Origin of the sequence: Schaalia sp. Marseille-Q2122 (assembly GCF_903645355.1) — a bacterium.
Taxonomy (GTDB): domain Bacteria; phylum Actinomycetota; class Actinomycetes; order Actinomycetales; family Actinomycetaceae; genus Pauljensenia.
This window is the reverse complement of sequence record NZ_CAHJXR010000009.1, coordinates 33750-51986: the sequence shown is the minus strand read 5'-3', so window position 1 is coordinate 51986 and position 18237 is coordinate 33750. Positions and strand designations below refer to the sequence as shown.

The following is an 18237-nucleotide window of genomic DNA, read 5'->3' as shown; positions in this document are numbered from 1 at the left end:
AAGGAATTGCCGTGACCCCCGCTCACCTCACAGATATTGATGAACTACTCGCCTTACTTGCGAGCATTCATACGCGCCTGGCGGCCGTCGAAACAACACTTGCCACGTGTCCCTTCGGTTCCTGGAGCGGCCAAGCTGCCCGCGCAGCAAAAGAAGAACGGCACGAGATTGTCACCAAGATGAATACCCTCCACGAAATACTCAACGCTGCCGAAAACAACATTGAGGATTGTCGAACTGAACTCATTTTGAGTGCTGCCGCACTCTCCTAGGAGCCACCATGAGCACATCCGAATTTGATGCCCGCGTCGTCGTCACCTCCTCCACCACAGTGGCCGACATTCCCGCACTCATGGACGCCATCTCCATCCTGCGTCCTCTCACCGAGGAACTGGAAATATGCGGGAGCGACCTCAACACCCTCGCCGCAAGGGTGGGAGATCTCATCAACGAAGGCGAAGCAGACTTATTCTGGGCCTATTCCCGCAGCGAAACAGCGCGCTCGGCCCTGACGGCGATCACGCGCGAGCTTGACCTCTTCACTGAACACCTCGGTACCTGCGCCCTGAGCTACAGCGCGGCCGAAGGCGATGCGGCGGCCTTCGCCCAGCTGCGCGCCTGGCTCTATCCCTCACCCTTGAGTTACTTGGAGGTCCTCACCAGCGGAGGAACGTCCCTCTTTGGCCCCCTCGCGCGCCTTCCTCGGCGGGAGAATGATCCGTGGCGTCAATCGTGGCGCTCGGGCCGCGTGCGGGACATCTTTCCACCCTCCTTCGAGTTCGCCGCCGTGTCCACCGCCATCTACGGCGGGATTTTCGCGACCAACTCAGGCTCAGACCCAACCGATTCATGGGCGATGCAGTTTCACGTTGAGGACCTCTCGCGCTCCCTGATGCGGACAAGCTATTGGCTCCACCAGGACGAGGCTCCCGCCGGGCAACGCTGGGGAGCGCAGGCCACGCATGCGACACCAGAAGCTGCCGCAGTCGCAGGTGGAGCGCTCTTTGGGTGGGGGCGGCTGCTGTTTGGAAGTAAGAAAAGCATCCTCCTTGGACGCCCCCAAGAGGATCCCCATGCGGGGGCCACGCCCTCGCAGAAACGCGCCGCGCCGCGCACACTCCGCATCCCCCGAAGCCCTCAGGCGCGGATGTACAACCAGAGCCTCCTGCCTGGATCCCCGGGAATCTCGCAATTCTTCAACACCGGTCAGGGCTTAGGAGTTCTCCCAGAAGGAGCATTCCCAACGACCCCCTCAGGAAGTTCTTCATCCTGGGATGGCGGCAACATTGACCTCCGCTTGGGGCCGGAGGAATCACTCCCTCAGCACACCATCCGTACAGTAAATACTCCCCACGACCCCTCAGCACTCATTGAACGCATCGAGCAGCTGGCAGAAGGTCAAGACTACGGTGAGTTCGAAATCCTCAAGCATGAAACTCCGGGCCCCCACGGACCCCAGCGTTCGTGGAGCGTCGTCATTCGAGGCACCCAACATTGGACGGCAGAGGGGTCAAATATCCAAGACCTCCACACCAACCTCAACGGTGTTGCGGGTTTGGAATCGGACCAGACTCGGGCGATTAAGGCGGCCATGATGGACGTGGGGATTTCTCCGGATGAGCCTGTGGAGCTCGTGGGGCACTCCCAGGGAGGGATTATCGCAGCCCAACTCGCCAGCGACACCGAGGTCACCGAACGATACACGGTTGCTGCGGTCCTCACCGCCGGGGCTCCCACGGCAGGCTACGACCCCAATACCAGTGTCGGCATGCTGAGCCTGGAGAATACTCGCGACCAAGTCACCGCCCTTGACGGGAGGGAGAATGCAAACCGAGGAAATAACCTGACCGTCCACTTTGACGGCGACCTGCTTGACCATCGAACAGCAAGTGGGGACGAGGTATTCGCTCATGACATGTCCGTCTACAGCGAAGCCATCAAGCACTTCGAGAGCTCGCCTACGTCGGCTACCCAAGAGGTGAGTGAGTGGATGTCCAAACGCGAAGAAGCCTTGAGTTTGAGGCCTAACACCCACACGACCTCCCATGTGTACACCACGCGCCGGAGCCCATACTGAGGAGAGAAGACAGAGGGAGGCTACCTGGTGAGGGAATGGAAAACGCTCCTGTGTGAGCCGCGAAGGCGGCACACACAGGAGCGTCGAGGATGGATGCGCTATCCCTGGGTGAGCAAGGCTCTCACAGGAGCGCAGTTGAAGTGAGGGTCACTTCTTGTCGTCGGCGACACCAAGAACGCCAGCAGCCAGGCTGGAGACAATGGCGGTCACAAGAGCGCCAAAGAGTGCCGCCCAGAAGCCACTCACCTCGAAGGGGATACCGAGCTTGCCGGACAGCCAGCCGGTGAGCATGAACATCAAAGCGTTGGTAACCAGCGCGAAAAGGCCGAAGGTCAGAACATACAGGGGAGCAGCAAGAGTCTTCACTAGGGGGTGAACGATAGAGTTCACAGCAGTGAAAACCAGGGCAATAGCTGCCAGGGTCAACAGAGCAGAGAAGAAACCGCTCCCGGAACCGAAGGAGACACCGGGGACGAGCAGGGTTGCTACCCAGATGCCAATAATCGTTGCGGCCAGTTGCAGAAGAAATCGTTTCATGTCTTCTAGTATTCCCGCTACCTGCAGTTTCAGCATCCGCAGGAGCGGTTCTATGCCATAAGTCCCAATCTGTAATGGCGTATTTCCATCAATGGAATGGCCGTGAAAAACCCCCAGGAATGCGCTAAAAATACTCCATGACTAACGCGCCCTCACCTGCATCAGCCCAGGGAAAATCGCTTGCAGCCGCTGACCTCCCAACCGCTCCTGCGGCCCTGCGGATTCGCCCCGAGGTCGCAGCCCTCCCGCGTTACGTCCCCGGCCAGGCAATGCCCGGCGCCGTCAAACTCTCCTCCAATGAAAACCCCTACCCGCCAGCGCCCAGCGTCATTGACGAGGCCAGCGACGCGGTGAGCCTCGTCAATCGCTACCCCGACCTGACGGCAGCGCCCGTGCGCGCAGCCCTCAGCGCGCACCTCGGCATGAGCGCCGACCACATCTGTGTTGGCGCAGGATCTTCCGCCGTGCTCTTGGCGGCACTGACGACTATCAGCACCCCAGAAGCGGAAGTCATCTTCCCGTGGCGTTCCTTCGAGTCCTACCCCATTGCCGTTCCAGCAGCGGGTGCCACACCCCGCCCTGTCCCCCTCACCGCGCGCTGGGAGCACGACCTCCCCGCCATGCTCGCCGCAATCACCCCCGCAACTGCGGCGATCATCCTGTGCACCCCCAATAACCCCACGGGCACGGCGCTCACCCTCAAGCAGATCAGTGATTTCCTCCGCAAAGTACCCCCGCATATCCTCGTCCTCATTGACGAGGCCTACATCGAATTCAGCACCACCCCGGATGTCACCAGCGCACTGCCCCTCCTCTCCGAGCACCCCAATGCGCTGATTTTGCGCACCTTCTCCAAGGCCTACGGCCTGGCAGGTATGCGCGTCGGCTACGGTGTTGGGCACCCCGACCTTATCGGCGCCATCCAAGCTGTCTCCATCCCCTTCGGCGTCTCCGGCCCCGCCCAGGCCGCCGCCGTCGCCGTGCTCCAGAATACCGAGGGCATTGCCGCCGGAGTGCGGGCCATCACCGAGGAGCGCACCCGCATGAGCGAGGCTCTACGTGCGCTGGGCTGGGACGTCCCCGACAGTCAGGCGAATTTCCTCTGGCTCCCCCAGGCGCCCCGCGACCTTTTCCGGCACTGCCGCGAGGGCGAGGTGCTGGTCCGCCCCTTCCCTGAGGGCATCCGCGTGAGCATCGGGACACCGGAGGAAAATGACCGCGCCCTGGCGTTCATCGCATCCTACAGGCGGGCATAGCCCACCTTGCACGGGCGCGACCTGGGCAAGGAGGCAACGCTGGCCGCTCAGGAGGGCACACTTAGGCGGGCAGCAGGAGAAGCGCAGTCAGTAGCGCGGTCGCCACGAATTCACTGATGCCAATGATGGCCGGGCGAATGTCGGCGCCCCTGCGCTGCAGCATGGGCACAAGCAGGCAACGCGCCGTCAGCACCACCCACAGTGCGACCATCCACCAGGAGGCCAGCCCGTAGGCCGCGGCGCCCACTAGGGCAAGAGTGCTTAGCGCATGCCATGCGGTGGCTGCCCATACCCACCGGTGGTCATTCTTCCCGCGGATCAGGGAGCGCACATAGGGCACCGTGCCGACAAAGTAGGCTGCGAGAATCCCCGTCGTCACCCAGATGTGCAGCCGCGATGCGCTCAGGACATCGCCCATTCCCGGGGTGCCGACCCCCAGCCAATAGGCCAGGGGCAGCATGAGGGAGGAGGCGAGGATGGTGGAAATGCGCGCCGCAATGGAGCGTTCCTTACGGCGCCACGCTTCAATGAAGGCCACTGCGACGAGGGGGGCGAAGGCAGGAGTCCACGTCAGGAGCAGCGGGTACCACGCAATGAGGGAGAGCCCTAGAAGCGCTGAGGTCGCGCCCCAGGTTACGAGGGCTGGGGTGAGGCGCTTGCGGATCCGTGAGGAACGACGGCCTTTGAGGAATAGTGTGGCGGCATTAAAGAAGTGGAAGCCGGCAAACCATGCCAGGAGGAGGAGCAGGTGCGCCCATTGCCAGCCTGCGAGGGAGGCTCCCAGAAGAAGTGGGAGGAGGGCCATGGGCCAGGCGCCATGCTGGTCTTGAATCCACCCGTGCTGGGTGAGGGAGCGAAGGCGTGATGTGCGAGGTGAGGGGGACTTAGGCACGGCAATCCTTCAATCTTGGAGGCGGTGCTTATAGCCTATCGGCTTGAGGGAGGGACTTCGAGAGCTCCCGGGTGTGATCTCAGGGGCGTATGGCGACGTAGAGTCATGAAATGAGCCTGGGCGCACACGTGGGCGCCGCCGGGGGATAAAAAATTTGCCCCTGGCCGGAGCCAGAGGCAAATTTCCACGAGTCGGGGTGGCGGGATTTGAACCCACGACCTCTTCGTCCCGAACGAAGCGCGCTACCAAGCTGCGCCACACCCCGTGGAACGTGTCAAGCATACCGGCAAGACCACGCATCGACAAAACGCCTGAGGTGGCTTTCTGCTCACATACAGCTCACATGCTTCGGATGTGAATGAGGGCTGCCTCCGGTCGCGTGGCAATCCTGAAGGGCACGTAGGGGCTGGTCCCCAGGCCCGCTGACACGTGCAACGCAGAGACGGCGCCATCATGCTCCCAGTCGCTCATCCACTTGCCGTGGGAACGCGGCAGGTCACAGTTTGTCACCAGGGAGCGCACAAAAGGCAGGCCCAACTGTCCGCCATGCGTGTGCCCGGCAAGAATAAGGTCAGCTCCAGCGTCGGTCATGGCATCAAGCACGCGGCGGTAGGGTGCGTGGGTGAGGGCAAGACGCAGCACCGGCGAGGCTCCCTCCTGCTGCGACCACGCCGGGCAGGGTTCAGGCATGCGATCCCGGTGAATATGCGGGTCATCGACACCCAGGAGGGCCAGTGTCAACGGCCCTGTGGCCGTCAGTAGGGGGAGGGCATGGGATTCATTGGACAGATCAACCCAGCCTGCAGTGGTGAAGGCTGCGCGCAGCTCTTCCCAGGGCAGGTCTGGGACGGTGCGTTGACGACTTCGAGCGGTGCGTGGGTCTTTACGCAGGTAGCGTGTCCAGGTTTTGCGCTCGGGGGAGTAGTAGTCATTGGAGCCGAAAACGAAGGCGCCGGGAAGGTCAAAGAAGGGGGCGTGGGCGTCAATGGCTAGGGAGAGCCCATCGTGTCCACCCATGTTGTCACCGGTGGAGACGACGAAGTCGATGTCCTCTTCCTCTGCAATCTGTGCGAGGAAGTCGCGAATAAATCCCTGCCCGGCGAACATGTGCAAATCAGCGATATGCAAGACGCGCAGGTCTATATCGGTGCCGCTGGGGAGGAACAGGTCGTATCGGCGCAGGGTGGGCAAACGCCTTTCGACGTATCCCCACGCCAACGCTGATGCCCCGAGTAGGCCAAGCCCGGCTGCAACGCCGAGGGCACGGCGCGTGCCAGTGTGGGACAGGGGCATGGCTTAGCGTCCCGACTGGGCGCCGTTACCGGCAGTGTTTGGTGTGGGTGTGGGTGTGGGTGTGGGGCGCGGAGGTGTGGGGATGTTGCCGATGAAGACGTCGGGTAGGCCGATGACATCGTGGCCTTCGTGGGCGACGCTCATGTAGGGCGCCCAGATATTGTGGCCGACGAAGGTTTCACCGTAGATGGCGTCGTAGTAGTTCCCGTTGATGACAATGTCTTGGACGGGCTGTTGCGAGGCAGTGGCGCGACCCACCCATGCGGAGGTGGCGTACTGGGGAGTGAAGCCGGTGAGCCAGGTATTGGCGTTGTGGTTCGTGGTGCCTGACTTTGCGCCGAAGGGTCGTCCGCCTTCGAGGCGTGTGGCGTTGTAGTAGCGTGCGGTGGACTTGCCAAGAATGTTGGCGGCCTGGCGGGCGACGGTGGGGCTGATGACCTCTTTGCACTGAGGGGTGTATTCCTTGATGACGTTCTCGCTGCGGTCGGTCACGAGGGTCAGAGCTTGGGGGGTGCATAGTTGGCCGTCGTGGGCGATGGCGGCGAAAGCGTTTGCCATCGTCAGGGGTGAGGTTGAGGCTGAGCCGAGAATATTGGCGGGCAGGGCTTGGACGATTTCGCCGTTCGCGTCGGTGACGCCGAAGTCGGCTGCTGTTTGGAAGATCTGGCAGAAGTCCACGCGGGAGGCCATGTTGATGAAGGCTTGGTTGACCGACAAGCCGGTGGCGGAGATGGCGGTGAAGGTGCCGTTCTTTCCGGGGAGGTCTTCGACGTCGTAGGTGTCGGTGTAGATGGGTTCGCCCCCGCAGGAGAATTCTCCGTTGACGTAGATGCGGTTGGCGCGTCCGACGGAGGCGTAGGCGGAGTTGCCTTCCTTGAGCCACTGGAGGAGGGTGAAGAGCTTGAAGGTCGAGCCGACCTGGAAGACACCGTTTGCCGAGTAGTTCGACATGGTTTTGCCTTCGTCCACGCCGTATTCGGTGTTTTGCGCCATGGCCAAGACCCTGCCGGTGCCGGGTTCGACGGTGGTCATTGCGGTGTCGAGGCCGGATTCGTCGTGGACGGGGATGGCGTTAATGAGGGATTGGTAGGCGGCGCCGTTGAGGCGCGGGTTGAGGGTGGTGCGGATGGTCAGGCCGCCGGTCTTGAGGAGGCGCTCGCGTTTGGCGTAGCTGTCGCCGAAGGCGGGGTCGTCGAGGAATTGGCCGATGGCGAAGTCGCAGAAGTAGGCGTTGATGCCGGATGCGCCGAGGCAGCCTTGGGGGGTCTCGTTGGGTTTGAGCATGTCGGCGACGGGGGTGTTGAGCCCGTTTTGGTAGTCCTCTTCGGTGATGATGCCTTCGTTGCGCATGACCATGAGGACGGTGTTGCGTCGGGTTTCTGCCGCTTCGGGGTTGGTGAGCGGGTTGTAGTCGACGGGGGATTGGACGAGGCCGGCGAGGAGTGCTGCTTCGAGCCAGTTGAGTTCGGCGGCGCTGTGGCTGAAGTACAGCTGGGATGCGGCTTCGACGCCGTAGGTGATGGGGCCGAAGGGGGCGATATTGAGGTAGCCGGTGAGGATCTCATCCTTGGACATGGTCTTTTCCAGGGTGAGGGCGTATTTCACTTCGCGAAGTTTACGTTGCGTGGTTTGTTCCACTGCGGAGTAGGCGAGTTCAGCGTCGCCTTCGAGGTATCCGCGTTCTTGGATGGAGTTACGGACGAACTGCTGGGTGATTGTCGAAGCACCCTGCTTTCCGCCGTCGGAGAGGTTGTTGACGAGGGCGCGGGCCATACCTTCGGGGTCGACGCCGTGGTGCTCGTAGAAGCGCTTGTCCTCAATGGCGACGATTGCCTGCTTCATGACATCGGCGATCTTGTCGGAGGGGACGAGGATGCGTCGCTTGTCGAAGAAGCGGGCGATCACGCCGCCCTCGGCGTCTAAGAGGATGGATTCCTCGGCGGGGGCAACGACGCGGATTTCTGAGGGGAGTCCGTCAAAGACTGTGGGGACGGTCTTTGCGACGATGCCGACGGAGCCGACTGCGGGGATCATCATGCCAGCGACGAGGGTTCCCATCAGGCCGGACAGCGCGAAGAATGACCCGACAAGGGTCACGAGCTGTGTCGGGCGGACGTTGCGTGAGCGAGACTTCGACATACATCAAGAATACGCACCATTGGCGTTTTTGTGCCCCGCGGGTGAGAAGGGGAGTGAGGCGACAGACATTCTGAATATGAAATAGTGTCTCATTCGGGCATTTCCTCTAGCGTGATCTTGTCCAAATGTGGTTGTATTGAAATGGAGTTTGCCAAAGCAGACTGCTGGTGTGTAGTTTCTTGACAATAGTCAGGGACGACCAGAGATGGAGCGGAACGCATGACATATGTCGATCAAGACCAGAGCTGGGTCGCACATGCCCTGTGTGCTGAGCAAGAACCTGACAATCTCTTCGTTCAAGGCTCAACGCAACGACAAGTCCGAATGATGTGCATGCAGTGCCCGGTGCGTATCGAATGTCTGGCTGACGCATTGCAATCCGAAGCGAACTTCGGTGTCTGGGGCGGCCTCACTGAGCGCGAGCGCCGCGCGATCTTGCGTCACTACTCCGACGTCACGAATTGGCTGGAGTGGATTCGTACTTCGTCTGACCCGCTGGCTCAGGAAATCCGCACCGCTGAGGTCCCTCGGGTTCTCAGTCACGTTCGTTCAGCATCAGTGGTCCGTTAAGACCCGTTTTACGAGGCTTCCGCCCGCCTCCTCTGTCGTCATCCACCGTCGTGGACAGGCAGGGGGAGGCGGGTATTTTCATGAGATGTGGGTGGGAGCATCGTGCAGCACGGGTGCGCCCTGCCCTAAGCTGGTGCCATCCTGTGATCTGAAAGGGAACACACAATGACGAAATGGGAATACGCAACGATCCCGTTGCTCACGCATGCCACCAAGGCCATCCTCGACCAGTGGGGTGCTGACGGTTGGGAACTGGTTCAGGTTGTTCCGGGTCCGGCAGGTTCGGATAACCTCGTCGCCTACCTCAAGCGCCCGGTCGCCTGAGCATTGCTTGCAGCCTGAGCGCTGTGCTGGTGAAGGCCGGTCCTGTGGGGGCTGAGGCATTCAAAGCAAATGAAGCTGTGGGGAGCACTCCGATGGAGTGCTCCCCACAGCTTTTCCGTTTCAGGACGCGTGTCTTCCCAGAGGATTAGCGTGCGCGACGCGCCAGACGATCCACGTCGAGGAGCATCACGGCGCGGCCTTCAAGGCGGATCCATCCGCGGGACACAAAGTCGGCCAGAGACTTGTTGACGGTCTCACGTGAAGCGCCAACGAGCTGAGCAAGCTCTTCTTGCGTGAGGTCGTGGGGCACGTGAACACCCTTGTCAGTGGGATTACCGAAGCGGTCAGCCAGGTCCAGCAGTGCCTTGGCAACACGACCGGGAACGTCAGAGAAGACCAGGTCAGACAGGGACTCGTTGGTGCGGCGCAGGCGCTGAGCGAGCGCACGCAACATATGCTTGGCCAGCTGCGGGTTCGCGTCAAGGATCTCCATGAGATCCTCATGCTCGAGGTAGAGCAGGTTCGCGGGGGATACTGCGGTGGCGGTGGTCGAGCGGGGGCCCGGATCGAAAAGGGTCAGTTCGCCAATGATTTCGCCGGGGCCAAGGACTGCCAGAAGGGACTCGCGACCGTCATTCGAGGTGTGACCGAGCTTCACCTTGCCTTCGGTCACGATGTAGAGGCGGTCACCCAGGTCGCCCTCGTCGAAAAGGGTTTCGCCGCGGCGCAGGCTGGTGTGGCCCATCTTGGACTGCAGTGAAGCTTGCTGTTCATCATCAAGACCGTCAAAAAGCGGTACTTGATTGAGGTAGTTCCCGTCACCGAACATATCTCGGAACTCTCCATTTCATGTCTATTCAGGCGCGGATATGGCTATCTCGCTCATGGTTCAGTTCCATTGTGGCCCAGCTGTGACAGCGGGCACAAGTGGGAGGGGGTATTTCAGAGGAAATCCAACCGTTGAATGCCAAAATACTCTCCCCACCCACGCATCCCTGCACAGGTGTTCAGCATTCCTCCCTCCCGCGCCTCACCCAAACACCCTGTACAGCAAAAGCGTCCTAGGATGGCCACGTGATGGATACAGCCACCGCCCACCGCATCGTCGACATCCTGCGCGCCACCTACCCCGACGCGCGCACTAGCCTCGACCACACCTCCCCCTTCGAGCTCCTTGTCGCCACCGTCCTCTCCGCCCAAACCACCGACGCGCGGGTCAACACCATCACCCCCGAACTCTTCCGCCGCTGGCCAACCCCCGACGCCCTCGCCACCGCGCAGATTGACGAGGTCGAAGCCGTTGTCCGCCCCCTCGGCTTCCAAAAACGCCGCGCCACCCAAGCCGTCGCCGTCGCCCAACACCTCGTTGACCGCTACAACGGTGACGTTCCCCGAGGGGCCCGCGACCTTGAAAGCCTTCCGGGAGTTGGCCGTAAAACTGCCAATGTCATCCGGGGAAACTGTTTTGGTGAACCAGCCCTCACCGTCGACACGCACGTCGGACGCCTCTCCCGGCGCTTCGCCTGGAGCGCATCAGACAATCCCGCCACCGTCGAAAAAGACGTGTGCGCGCTCCTGCCGCATACCGACTGGACGCAACTGTCCCACGACATGATCTGGCACGGAAGGGCGGTGTGTACGGCGAAGGCGCCTCGCTGTGGGGAGTGTGTGCTGGTGGCGCTGTGTCCGGCGGTTGGGGTGGAGCGTTCGTAGTGTCGGCTGGAGTCTTTCGACGGTTTGGTCGACGAGGTGGGCCGCTTGTGCCTTCCGCTGCCGTCTGTCGGAGGACGGGTGGCGCCTCGTTCGCCCATGAGCCAGACGCTGCGCGTCGGCTCAACGCCCGCCTAGCCTGACGAGGCGCCACCCGCCCTCCTTGCTGAGAGGTCGCCGGGTCCACCTCGCCGACATTGTGGGTTTCGCTGGGCTCAATGCCCGCCTAGCCTGACGAGGCGCCACCCGCCCTCCTTGTGGAGGTGAAAACTGTCCCTCCGCTGGTGGGCAGCGGAGGGACAGGCAGCGGAGGGACAGCTGGTGTAGTGAGCTCAGGGAGCTACGCGCGTGGCGTCACTGGCGGGCGCGCTCCCGACGAGCAGCCTCCTTCGCCGCACGGCGACGACCCGACCATGTCAGATGAGCGCCCGTAGGATTCACGCGCTCCACCTCGGCGCGCAGCGCCTCCTCCGCGCGGCCCTTGCGGCGAACAGCATGAGAAACCACGCCAATCGCCCACAGCGCAAGACCCAGCAGCAGTAGGCGTCCCGAATACGCAGACACCTGCAGGTGATGCGCAAGATTGTGGCCCACCACGCCAAAACCGGACAAAGCATCGAAAGTGCCCTGAGTGAGGTTCATCATCGCCGCAGGAGCCACCAGCCACGGCAGGCCCAACACGGTCACCAGCAGGCCACTCACCCACGCGCCCAACGAAGAACGCACAGCCAAGACCGTCACAACAATCAGACCAAGAATGCCGATGGCGAACTCTGCCAGCGCCCACAACGACAGCTGACCGCTCATAATCGGAGCACCCTCCGCCAAGGTCATGCGTGCCCCCGCATCAGCAAGGAAATACCACGACAAGGGCACAAGAAGCAGGGTCAGCAGCAACGAAGCCACATGAGCGCCCACACGAGAGGGCACCACAGGAATCACCGTTGTCCCCTCAAAAATAGCGTCATCAAGCTTCTGCGGAGTATCCCCCGCAGGTAGCGGCGTCGCACTCTCCTGCAAAGCCTGATGCCACGAGGCCGTATTCTCCTCAGTCGACGCGGGCGCGGGTGCGAAAAGATCGCGGCGGAGCGCCGTTGTCGACAGCTCATCGAGGTCCTTCTCGCGCCCGGAGAGCACATCCAAAGGAATCTCACCCGAATGCGGGCCAGGCTGGTAGCTCTCCACACTCTCCGAGGAAGCCACAGGAATCGTCGTCGTATGAATCTCCGCTTCCTCCTCGGCCACCTCAGGCCCAGGGATAGCGACGGCCTCGTCCTCGCCGAAGGCGGGCGCCTCGTCACCAGCTGGTGCGGCCCCTACGCCCTCAGTCTCCTCAGTCAAAGCAGGTGAAGGGACAGAATCAGCAGCGGGCTCAAGGGAGGACTCACTGACCGGGTGGAAGAGGGAACGACGGCGGTGGATCTCCTGCCACGTTGAATCATCCCCGCGTTCTGCCCGCAAAACCGGGATTGGCGAGGCCACCGCAGGGGGTTCCTCATCCGCATGCGGTGCAGGAGCGCTCACAGAGGGGACAGCCTCCTCGAAGGGGGTGACGGTGGCGGGAGGAACTTCGGTGGCGCCGGGCTCGTCATTGCTGACGAGGGGGGCAGGGAAGCTGTCCTCACGGGCAGGTGCAGCCTCGCTCGCGGGTGCCTCGTCGGGGCTCGATGCCGCCTCAACGAGGGGTTCGGCAAGCTCCTCAGTTACCTGAGGCAGTGATGCGTTACTGGCCAGAGTATTCGGCGAATCCTCTTGAGGGACAAACGCCGGGCGAGTCAGATCCACGTCAGCCTCAAGTTCCACATCGGCACCAAAGGTAGCGCTCTGGCTGGGGTCTCCGAATGCAGGGACCTCCTCAGCAGGGACGGCGTCGGAGGCAGACTCACCCTCCATCACAGCGGGGCTTCCCGCACCGCCAAAGTCTGTTACCAAGTAGTCATGGGGTGCCTCTTCAGAGGCGGATGCGGTCACCTCGCCGACCTCAGGCTCGCTGTATTGAGGCACGATGCCGTGCTCGGCCTCGACAGGTCCTCCGGCATCGGTCAAGTTGGCTTCCTCGCCCTGTTCAAGCTCATCGGCTTCAATGGACACTGCCGTGCCCGCGCCGCCAAAGTCCGTTACCGAGTCGTCATGCGGGGCTTCGTCGTCTGCCTCTTGCCCCGGCGCGAACTCGGGCTCGACTGCAAGCTCGGGTTCGAGCGCACTCGCGGGCTCGACTGCAAGCTCAGGTTCGGGCGCAAGCGTGGCCTCAGCTGACACCAAGTCCACAGGCGGCACAGGGGCAACGCTCTCAGCGTCAGTGCCCGCGTCTGCTGCGGCGTCGGCGTCACCGGAAAACTCACTGGCAGCTTCGCCCGCGATTTCAGGGCCGCCCTCGCCCCGCCAAATGCGTCGGGGGAGGAGAGGAAGTCAGGCACGCGTTCGGCGGCCTCGTCCACGATCTGCGGGGAAGGCTCAGGGAGCGGCTCATCGAAGACGATGGTATCTTCAATCACCAAATCCGCCGACGGAACCTCTGAGTAGAAAGGATTCTCCGCCGCGTTCCCCACCGTCTCTTCCTCAGCGCTGGGGGTGAGCTGATCGTCGTGAGCGGTGAAATCATCGTTCGCCATTGTTGCCTCCATTCCAAGCAAACATAACGCCCTTCACTGCCCCGACAGCGGAGGCAGGGCGGGAGGGGATCAAATTGAATCAGATTGTTGGGCCTGTAGGGAAAGACGCAAAGTGCGTCGAAGATTGCGTCGCACCAGAAGCGGACCAACCGCCACCGCTGCAAGAGTCAAACCCAGTGCCATCACCACAGGGGTCGCCATCTGAAGGGCCGTCATCGGCGACAAACCAGGCGTCACCACCTGGCCCGTCAGCGACGCCCACACCGGCACAATAATGTAGGAGGGAATCACCATAAAGACCCAGATCGCGATCTGCGGGCCCAAAGATGACCAGCGCGTCATAACCGCCACTGCGCCCAAAAGAATAGCGGCGAGGATACCCGCATACGGCCGAGGCTCATGCCCCAACTGCATACCCGTCAAACCATGAGCTGCTACCCCGGAAGAATCCATGGGCGCCATGTAGATGTACAGGCTAATCGCCACAGCAATGGCAATAATCGTGCCGGTGAATACCCGCGAACGCTCCCGATAGTGGCGCCGAGAGGGCAGCAGGGAATCCCACAGCTGCTCCGCACTCAACTCCGAATGAGTGGCAGCGCGACGCACCAAGTACATGGCAATGGTCATCCCACCAAAAACAGCAGTCGTCGCATAGGGGAAGTAGTTCCAATGCAAAGCAGCCGTGACTTCCTCTGATCTCAGCGGAAGCACCACAGCCGCCGGGCTAATACCCTGCATGTGCAGCGCGCCAATGAACGCCGACCACGCTGTCAACGCGATCATCCCACCGGCAGATTCTTCGGAGTTAATCGCAATCAAACAGAACAGGACGGCCGCCAGGACAATACCCACCATGCCCGCTGACGCCGACAGGGGTTGCCCCACTGCCGTGGCAGCTAGGATCGACACGAGTGACAGGTTCATGAGGCTCAACCCCACAGGGGCGAATACCAGCGCGAAGGCCGCGCTTCGTACATGCTGCACGCGCGTCGGTTGGGTCAACTGTGGATTCACCCTTCCAGTATCGCCTGTGAAGGGCCGCCGTGTCTGGGGGACGGAAAGAAAACGCTTGCCACGGGTGCTCGCAGCACGCCACCAACCTTGGCGGCGGCCACAGACGAGGGCGCCACTCGGTCGCGGGGTGCGCCAGGCCCGCCACCGCCCATAAGGTAAGAGGGTGCCAGAAAACAGCCTCCTTCCCCACGCCACTTTGCAGGCGGCCGCCGACCTTCCCGCCGTCTCACGCGCCCGCAGCGAGGCCGAACACGCCCTCAGTGAGCTGCGTTTCCACGAGGGACTGAGGCGCCAATGGGAGGCCGCACGCGCTGAGGCTGCCATCCGCGAGGCCACCGCCCTCGCCCTCCTAGAAGGCGCGCGCATCAGCGTCGATGACCTCCGCGAACTGTCCATGCGAGAAAGCCGCGACCTCCACCCAGAAGCGCTCGACCCCGTCCAATCCCTGGCGCTGGGCCTGTGGCGCGCTCAATGGAACCTTGCCAGCAGTTTCCCTCCCCTGAATGCGCGAGTACGCAGCGTGCGTCGGCCTCGTCCTGTGCCAGCGCTGATGGCGGCCCTGCACCGCGACATGTGCTCTGGACTCGTCGAAGCGGGCCTCGTCAACGCCCGCGAGGTCGCCCTGCCCGCCCACCCCGGTGAACTTGCAGCTGTCCGAGCCCTCCTCCAAGCGCCTCTGCCCGCGTGGGTGTGTGCCGCTGAGGTCAGCGCACGCCTGCGCGTCACGCCGGTGTTTTCTGTTGCGTCGGCCGCGTTGGGCGCGGCTCTTGCCCGGTGGGTCCTTGTGGAACGCGGCGTTGACCCCAGTGCGGTCGCCGTCATCACTGCCCTGCACGCCCTGGACGTCCCTGCCAGTGAGGGCGCGCTCGCGGCCTGGCGCTTGGCGCATCAGCCGGGAGCTGGTCAGGACGAGGTTATCGCCGGCCTTGGCCAGTGGTATGAGTTCTTCGCCCGCGCCGTCCTTGAGGGGGCGCGCATTGGGCAAGATGTTGCCCTGCATGTGCAGGCTGGGCGCCTCTAGGGTGTTTCGTGGCTCCTGAAGCGTTGGCCGAGTTGAGTGGGAGGGCGCCCTGAAGGGCTGGCGGAGCTAAAACGCTGGGAGCCCTGAGGGGGTTGGGTGCCCGAGGTCTGCGGGCCTCTTAGGCGTTGGCGCGAGCTCGCCGCGCCCGCATCAGGCGATAGGCTACTGTCAGCACCACGCCAGCGGCGATGGTGCCGGCCGCGATCGGCAAAGCAGCCTTCGAGGCCGACGGACGCACCCGCGCCGTGTGCTGGAAGGTAAGGATCTGCCAGCCTCGTTCTTCTGCGGCGTCGCGTAGACCACGATCAGGATTCACGGCCACGGGGTGGCCAACAGATTCGAGCAGGGGCAGGTCGGTGACGGAGTCGGAGTAGGCGAAACACTGGGACATATCCCAGCCCTGTTCGGCGGCAAGAGCCGCGCAGGCACGCGCCTTTTCCTCGGCATAGTTGAGGGAGGCGAGCTCTCCGGTGAAGGTGCCGTCCTCGTCGCGGATAGCCTCGGAGCCAATGACGAAGTCAGCGCCGAGAAGCTCCCCGATGGGGCGAACCATTTCCGATACGGAGGCTGAGGCAATGACCACCGGCTGGCCGGCCGCGCGGTGAATGGCAATCTGGTCAAGGGCCTCGACGAAGCACACCGGATCAATGTAGGAGGTCAGGGCGTCGCGCACGGTCGCTTCAAGAACGGCGCTATCCCAGCCGCGCGACATGGCGCCAAGCTGCTTGCCCATGCGTTCCATGGCGGCGTGGTCGGCGCCGCGCAGGAGGTAGGGCAGGTGCAAGAGGATACCCAGGGCTGCGCTGCGGCGCGTCATCAACCCCGAATCAACCAGGGGAGAGCGCAGGGCAACAGAAGAGGAGGTGTCCAAAATGGTCTTGTCCAGGTCAAAGAATGCGGCCGCGCGACTGGGGGTGTGCTGGCGGTTCGGCATGGGTACTAGGGACACGAAGAAACCTCTTCTATGCGACTGACCTGGCACGATCCCCTCTCGAAGGAGCGCGCCCAGGAGGTTATCCACAGGCGTTGTGGTGTGGAATTAGTTTTCCACAACCATGCCCCCTTTCAATAGCGATTAGCAAGTTTTCACGCTGAGCTAGAGAAATGACCGCCACGCTCATTTACGCTCACGCCCTTGACGCCGCCCAGGAAAGGCAACTCAACACTCGCCTGCGCGCCCTTGGTCGCCCCGACATGCGCCCCGCTCAGGAGGCCTCCCCACCGGGCATTCTTTTCTTGGGTACACCTCAGGCCGCCCCCTGGCGCCAGCGCGGTCATAGGGTCATCACCGTTGGTCCTGCCTGCGCCTACTCCTGTGACGAGGCCACCGCCCTCCTACCTCAGCTCATCGGCGGGCGCGTGCAGGAGGAGTTTTCTTTCGGCGACCTCATCGACCCCCTCTTGGTCGACCCAGCGGTGAGCGACGTCCTCGTCAATGGATGCCGCGTGTGGGTGGACCGAGGCTGCGGCCTGAAGGAGGGCGAGCGCCACTTCGAAAGCTGCCAAGAGGTCCGGCAACTGGCGGTGAGGATTGCCGCCTACTGCGGTAGACGCCTTGACGAGGCCAGTCCCATTGTGGATGCGGCGCTCCCCACCGGTATTCGCCTGCATGCCGTCCTCCCGCCGGTTGCTGGGGAGGGGCCCTTGATTTCCTTGCGTATTCCTCATGGGAGCGTCCTTGGTATTGGCGACATGTGTGTGGGTGGCAGTGCTGACCTGCTGAAACGCTGGATGCGCGCGGCCATCGACAGGCGGCTGAATTGTGTTATTTCAGGGGCGACGGGAAGTGGGAAAACGACCCTTTTGTCGGCGGTGCTCAGTGCGATTCCGGGCGATCAACGCCTGGTGTGTATTGAGGAAATCTCTGAGCTGCGTCCCGCTCACCCCCATGTTGTTCACCTGCAAGAACGCGCCCCGAATGTGCAGGGTGCCGGAGGGGTGAGCCTGTCGGAACTGGTGCGCGCAGCCGTGCGGATGAGGCCCGACAGGATCATTGTGGGGGAGTGTCGGGGCAGCGAGGTGCGTGACATGTTGGCGGCCCTCAACACGGGGCATGACGGGGGATGGGCGACGATTCACGCCAATAGTGTGGGGGATGTGCCTGCGCGCCTTGAGGCCTTGGGGGCTTTGGCAGGTTTGAGCGCTCAGGCAGTGGCGGCGCAGGCGCGGGCCGCCTTCGACCTGGTGATTCACATGGAACGCGGCCCTGATGGGCGTCGCCGTATTGCCGAGTTGGGAGTGATGGGCGAGGGCGAGGGGCCATTGCGATGTGAGATCGCTGTGCTCATTGACGAGGGAGGTCGAGCTCATCAAGGTCCTGCCTGGGAGCGCCTCGCAGCCGCGCTGAGGCTTGGTGGGCGGGATCTTGAGGGATGGGGCGTTGTGCAATGAAGGGAGGACGGTAATGAAGGTAATGGATGTGGGCTTCCTCGCCACGGAAATGGCCTCCCACCTGCGGGCAGGGGCGCCCTATGAGAGGGCGTGGCAGCAGAGCTTGCGGGCGGCCTGGGAGGAGGGCGCCACCGGAGGGGCGCACGGTCGCAGGGAAGGTGGGCGCGGGCAAGGTGGGCGCGGGCAAGGTGAGCGTGGGGGAGGTAGGCGCTGGCCAGGCAGGGGTGGGCAAGGCCGCCGAGAGCCAGGCCGTGAAGAGCAGTGCCGTGAAGAGCCGCGCTGTGACGAGGCAGGCTGCGTGGGGGATGGATGCCGATGCTCGCGCACAGAGCAGCCCTGGTGGCGACGTCTTTCTCACCCCCAGGGCGCGCGGCCAAAGGAGGAAGAGCTGGGGATTT

Annotated in this window: 16 protein-coding genes and 1 tRNA gene; 8 read left to right on the top strand and 9 right to left on the bottom strand. The window is 62.8% G+C overall.

Going from position 1 to position 18237, the window contains the following annotated elements:
• The first annotated feature begins 11 nt into the window (after positions 1-11).
• Together HWX48_RS10555 and HWX48_RS10550 are read left to right on the top strand one after the other, a co-directional pair.
• Positions 12-272, top strand: a complete 261-nt coding sequence (locus HWX48_RS10555) for a WXG100 family type VII secretion target (RefSeq protein ID WP_175957342.1) — start codon at positions 12-14, stop codon at positions 270-272.
• A gap of 8 nt (positions 273-280) precedes the next feature.
• The gene (locus tag HWX48_RS10550) at positions 281-2077 is read left to right on the top strand and encodes a hypothetical protein (RefSeq protein ID WP_175957340.1); all 1797 of its coding nucleotides are present in this window, start codon (positions 281-283) and stop codon (positions 2075-2077) included.
• A 147-nt stretch (positions 2078-2224) separates the two neighbouring features.
• On the opposite strand, the gene HWX48_RS10545 is transcribed toward HWX48_RS10550, so the two are convergent.
• Entirely contained in the window at positions 2225-2614 is a 390-nt protein-coding gene (locus HWX48_RS10545; RefSeq protein ID WP_175957338.1) for a phage holin family protein, read from the bottom strand.
• Positions 2615-2751: 137 nt separating this feature from the next.
• Between HWX48_RS10545 and hisC the strand changes: the two genes are divergently transcribed.
• A complete protein-coding gene (hisC, locus tag HWX48_RS10540) occupies positions 2752-3870 on the top strand; it encodes a histidinol-phosphate transaminase (RefSeq protein ID WP_175957336.1) in 1119 nt (372 codons plus the stop codon).
• Between the two features lie 61 nt (positions 3871-3931).
• Here the strand turns inward: hisC and HWX48_RS10535 are convergent, their stop codons facing one another.
• From HWX48_RS10535 to HWX48_RS10520, 4 genes are all read right to left on the bottom strand, one after another.
• Complete coding sequence (locus tag HWX48_RS10535; RefSeq protein ID WP_175957334.1) at positions 3932-4762, bottom strand: YwiC-like family protein; 831 nt, start codon at positions 4760-4762, stop codon at positions 3932-3934.
• Positions 4763-4953: 191 nt separating this feature from the next.
• A tRNA-Pro gene (locus tag HWX48_RS10530) sits at positions 4954-5027 on the bottom strand.
• A 74-nt stretch (positions 5028-5101) separates the two neighbouring features.
• Entirely contained in the window at positions 5102-6055 is a 954-nt protein-coding gene (locus tag HWX48_RS10525) for a metallophosphoesterase (protein ID WP_175957332.1), read from the bottom strand.
• Positions 6056-6058: 3 nt separating this feature from the next.
• Positions 6059-8194 carry a transglycosylase domain-containing protein gene (locus HWX48_RS10520; protein ID WP_175957330.1) on the bottom strand — a complete coding sequence of 712 codons (2136 nt, stop codon included), beginning with the start codon at positions 8192-8194 and terminating at the stop codon, positions 6059-6061.
• A 219-nt stretch (positions 8195-8413) separates the two neighbouring features.
• Here HWX48_RS10520 and HWX48_RS10515 point away from each other — a divergent pair, with 219 nt between their 5' ends.
• Together HWX48_RS10515 and HWX48_RS10510 are read left to right on the top strand one after the other, a co-directional pair.
• A complete protein-coding gene (locus tag HWX48_RS10515; protein WP_175957328.1) occupies positions 8414-8764 on the top strand; it encodes a WhiB family transcriptional regulator in 351 nt (116 codons plus the stop codon).
• A gap of 165 nt (positions 8765-8929) precedes the next feature.
• Entirely contained in the window at positions 8930-9088 is a 159-nt protein-coding gene (locus HWX48_RS10510; protein ID WP_124868687.1) for a DUF4177 domain-containing protein, read from the top strand.
• Between the two features lie 145 nt (positions 9089-9233).
• Here HWX48_RS10510 and HWX48_RS10505 read toward each other — a convergent pair whose 3' ends face one another.
• The gene (locus HWX48_RS10505; RefSeq protein ID WP_124868685.1) at positions 9234-9917 is read right to left on the bottom strand and encodes a Crp/Fnr family transcriptional regulator; all 684 of its coding nucleotides are present in this window, start codon (positions 9915-9917) and stop codon (positions 9234-9236) included.
• 248 nt (positions 9918-10165) lie between these two features.
• On the opposite strand from HWX48_RS10505, the gene nth reads away from it, so the two are divergent.
• On the top strand, positions 10166-10801 hold the full coding sequence (gene nth, locus HWX48_RS10500) for an endonuclease III (protein WP_175957418.1): 636 nt from the start codon (positions 10166-10168) through the stop codon (positions 10799-10801).
• Between the two features lie 351 nt (positions 10802-11152).
• Here the strand turns inward: nth and HWX48_RS10495 are convergent, their stop codons facing one another.
• Entirely contained in the window at positions 11153-13075 is a 1923-nt protein-coding gene (locus HWX48_RS10495; RefSeq protein WP_175957326.1) for a hypothetical protein, read from the bottom strand.
• 404 nt (positions 13076-13479) lie between these two features.
• Positions 13480-14337 carry a hypothetical protein gene (locus tag HWX48_RS10490; protein ID WP_175957324.1) on the bottom strand — a complete coding sequence of 286 codons (858 nt, stop codon included), beginning with the start codon at positions 14335-14337 and terminating at the stop codon, positions 13480-13482.
• Positions 14338-14590: 253 nt separating this feature from the next.
• Here HWX48_RS10490 and HWX48_RS10485 point away from each other — a divergent pair, with 253 nt between their 5' ends.
• Positions 14591-15448: a hypothetical protein gene (locus tag HWX48_RS10485; protein WP_175957322.1), complete on the top strand. Its 858-nt coding sequence runs from the start codon at positions 14591-14593 to the stop codon at positions 15446-15448.
• 118 nt (positions 15449-15566) lie between these two features.
• On the opposite strand, the gene HWX48_RS10480 is transcribed toward HWX48_RS10485, so the two are convergent.
• Positions 15567-16397: an HAD family phosphatase gene (locus tag HWX48_RS10480; protein ID WP_254873078.1), complete on the bottom strand. Its 831-nt coding sequence runs from the start codon at positions 16395-16397 to the stop codon at positions 15567-15569.
• Positions 16398-16552: 155 nt separating this feature from the next.
• Between HWX48_RS10480 and HWX48_RS10475 the strand changes: the two genes are divergently transcribed.
• Positions 16553-17839, top strand: coding sequence for a TadA family conjugal transfer-associated ATPase (locus HWX48_RS10475; RefSeq protein WP_254873077.1), 1287 nt, complete (start codon positions 16553-16555; stop codon positions 17837-17839).
• Positions 17840-18237: the final 398 nt, after the last annotated feature.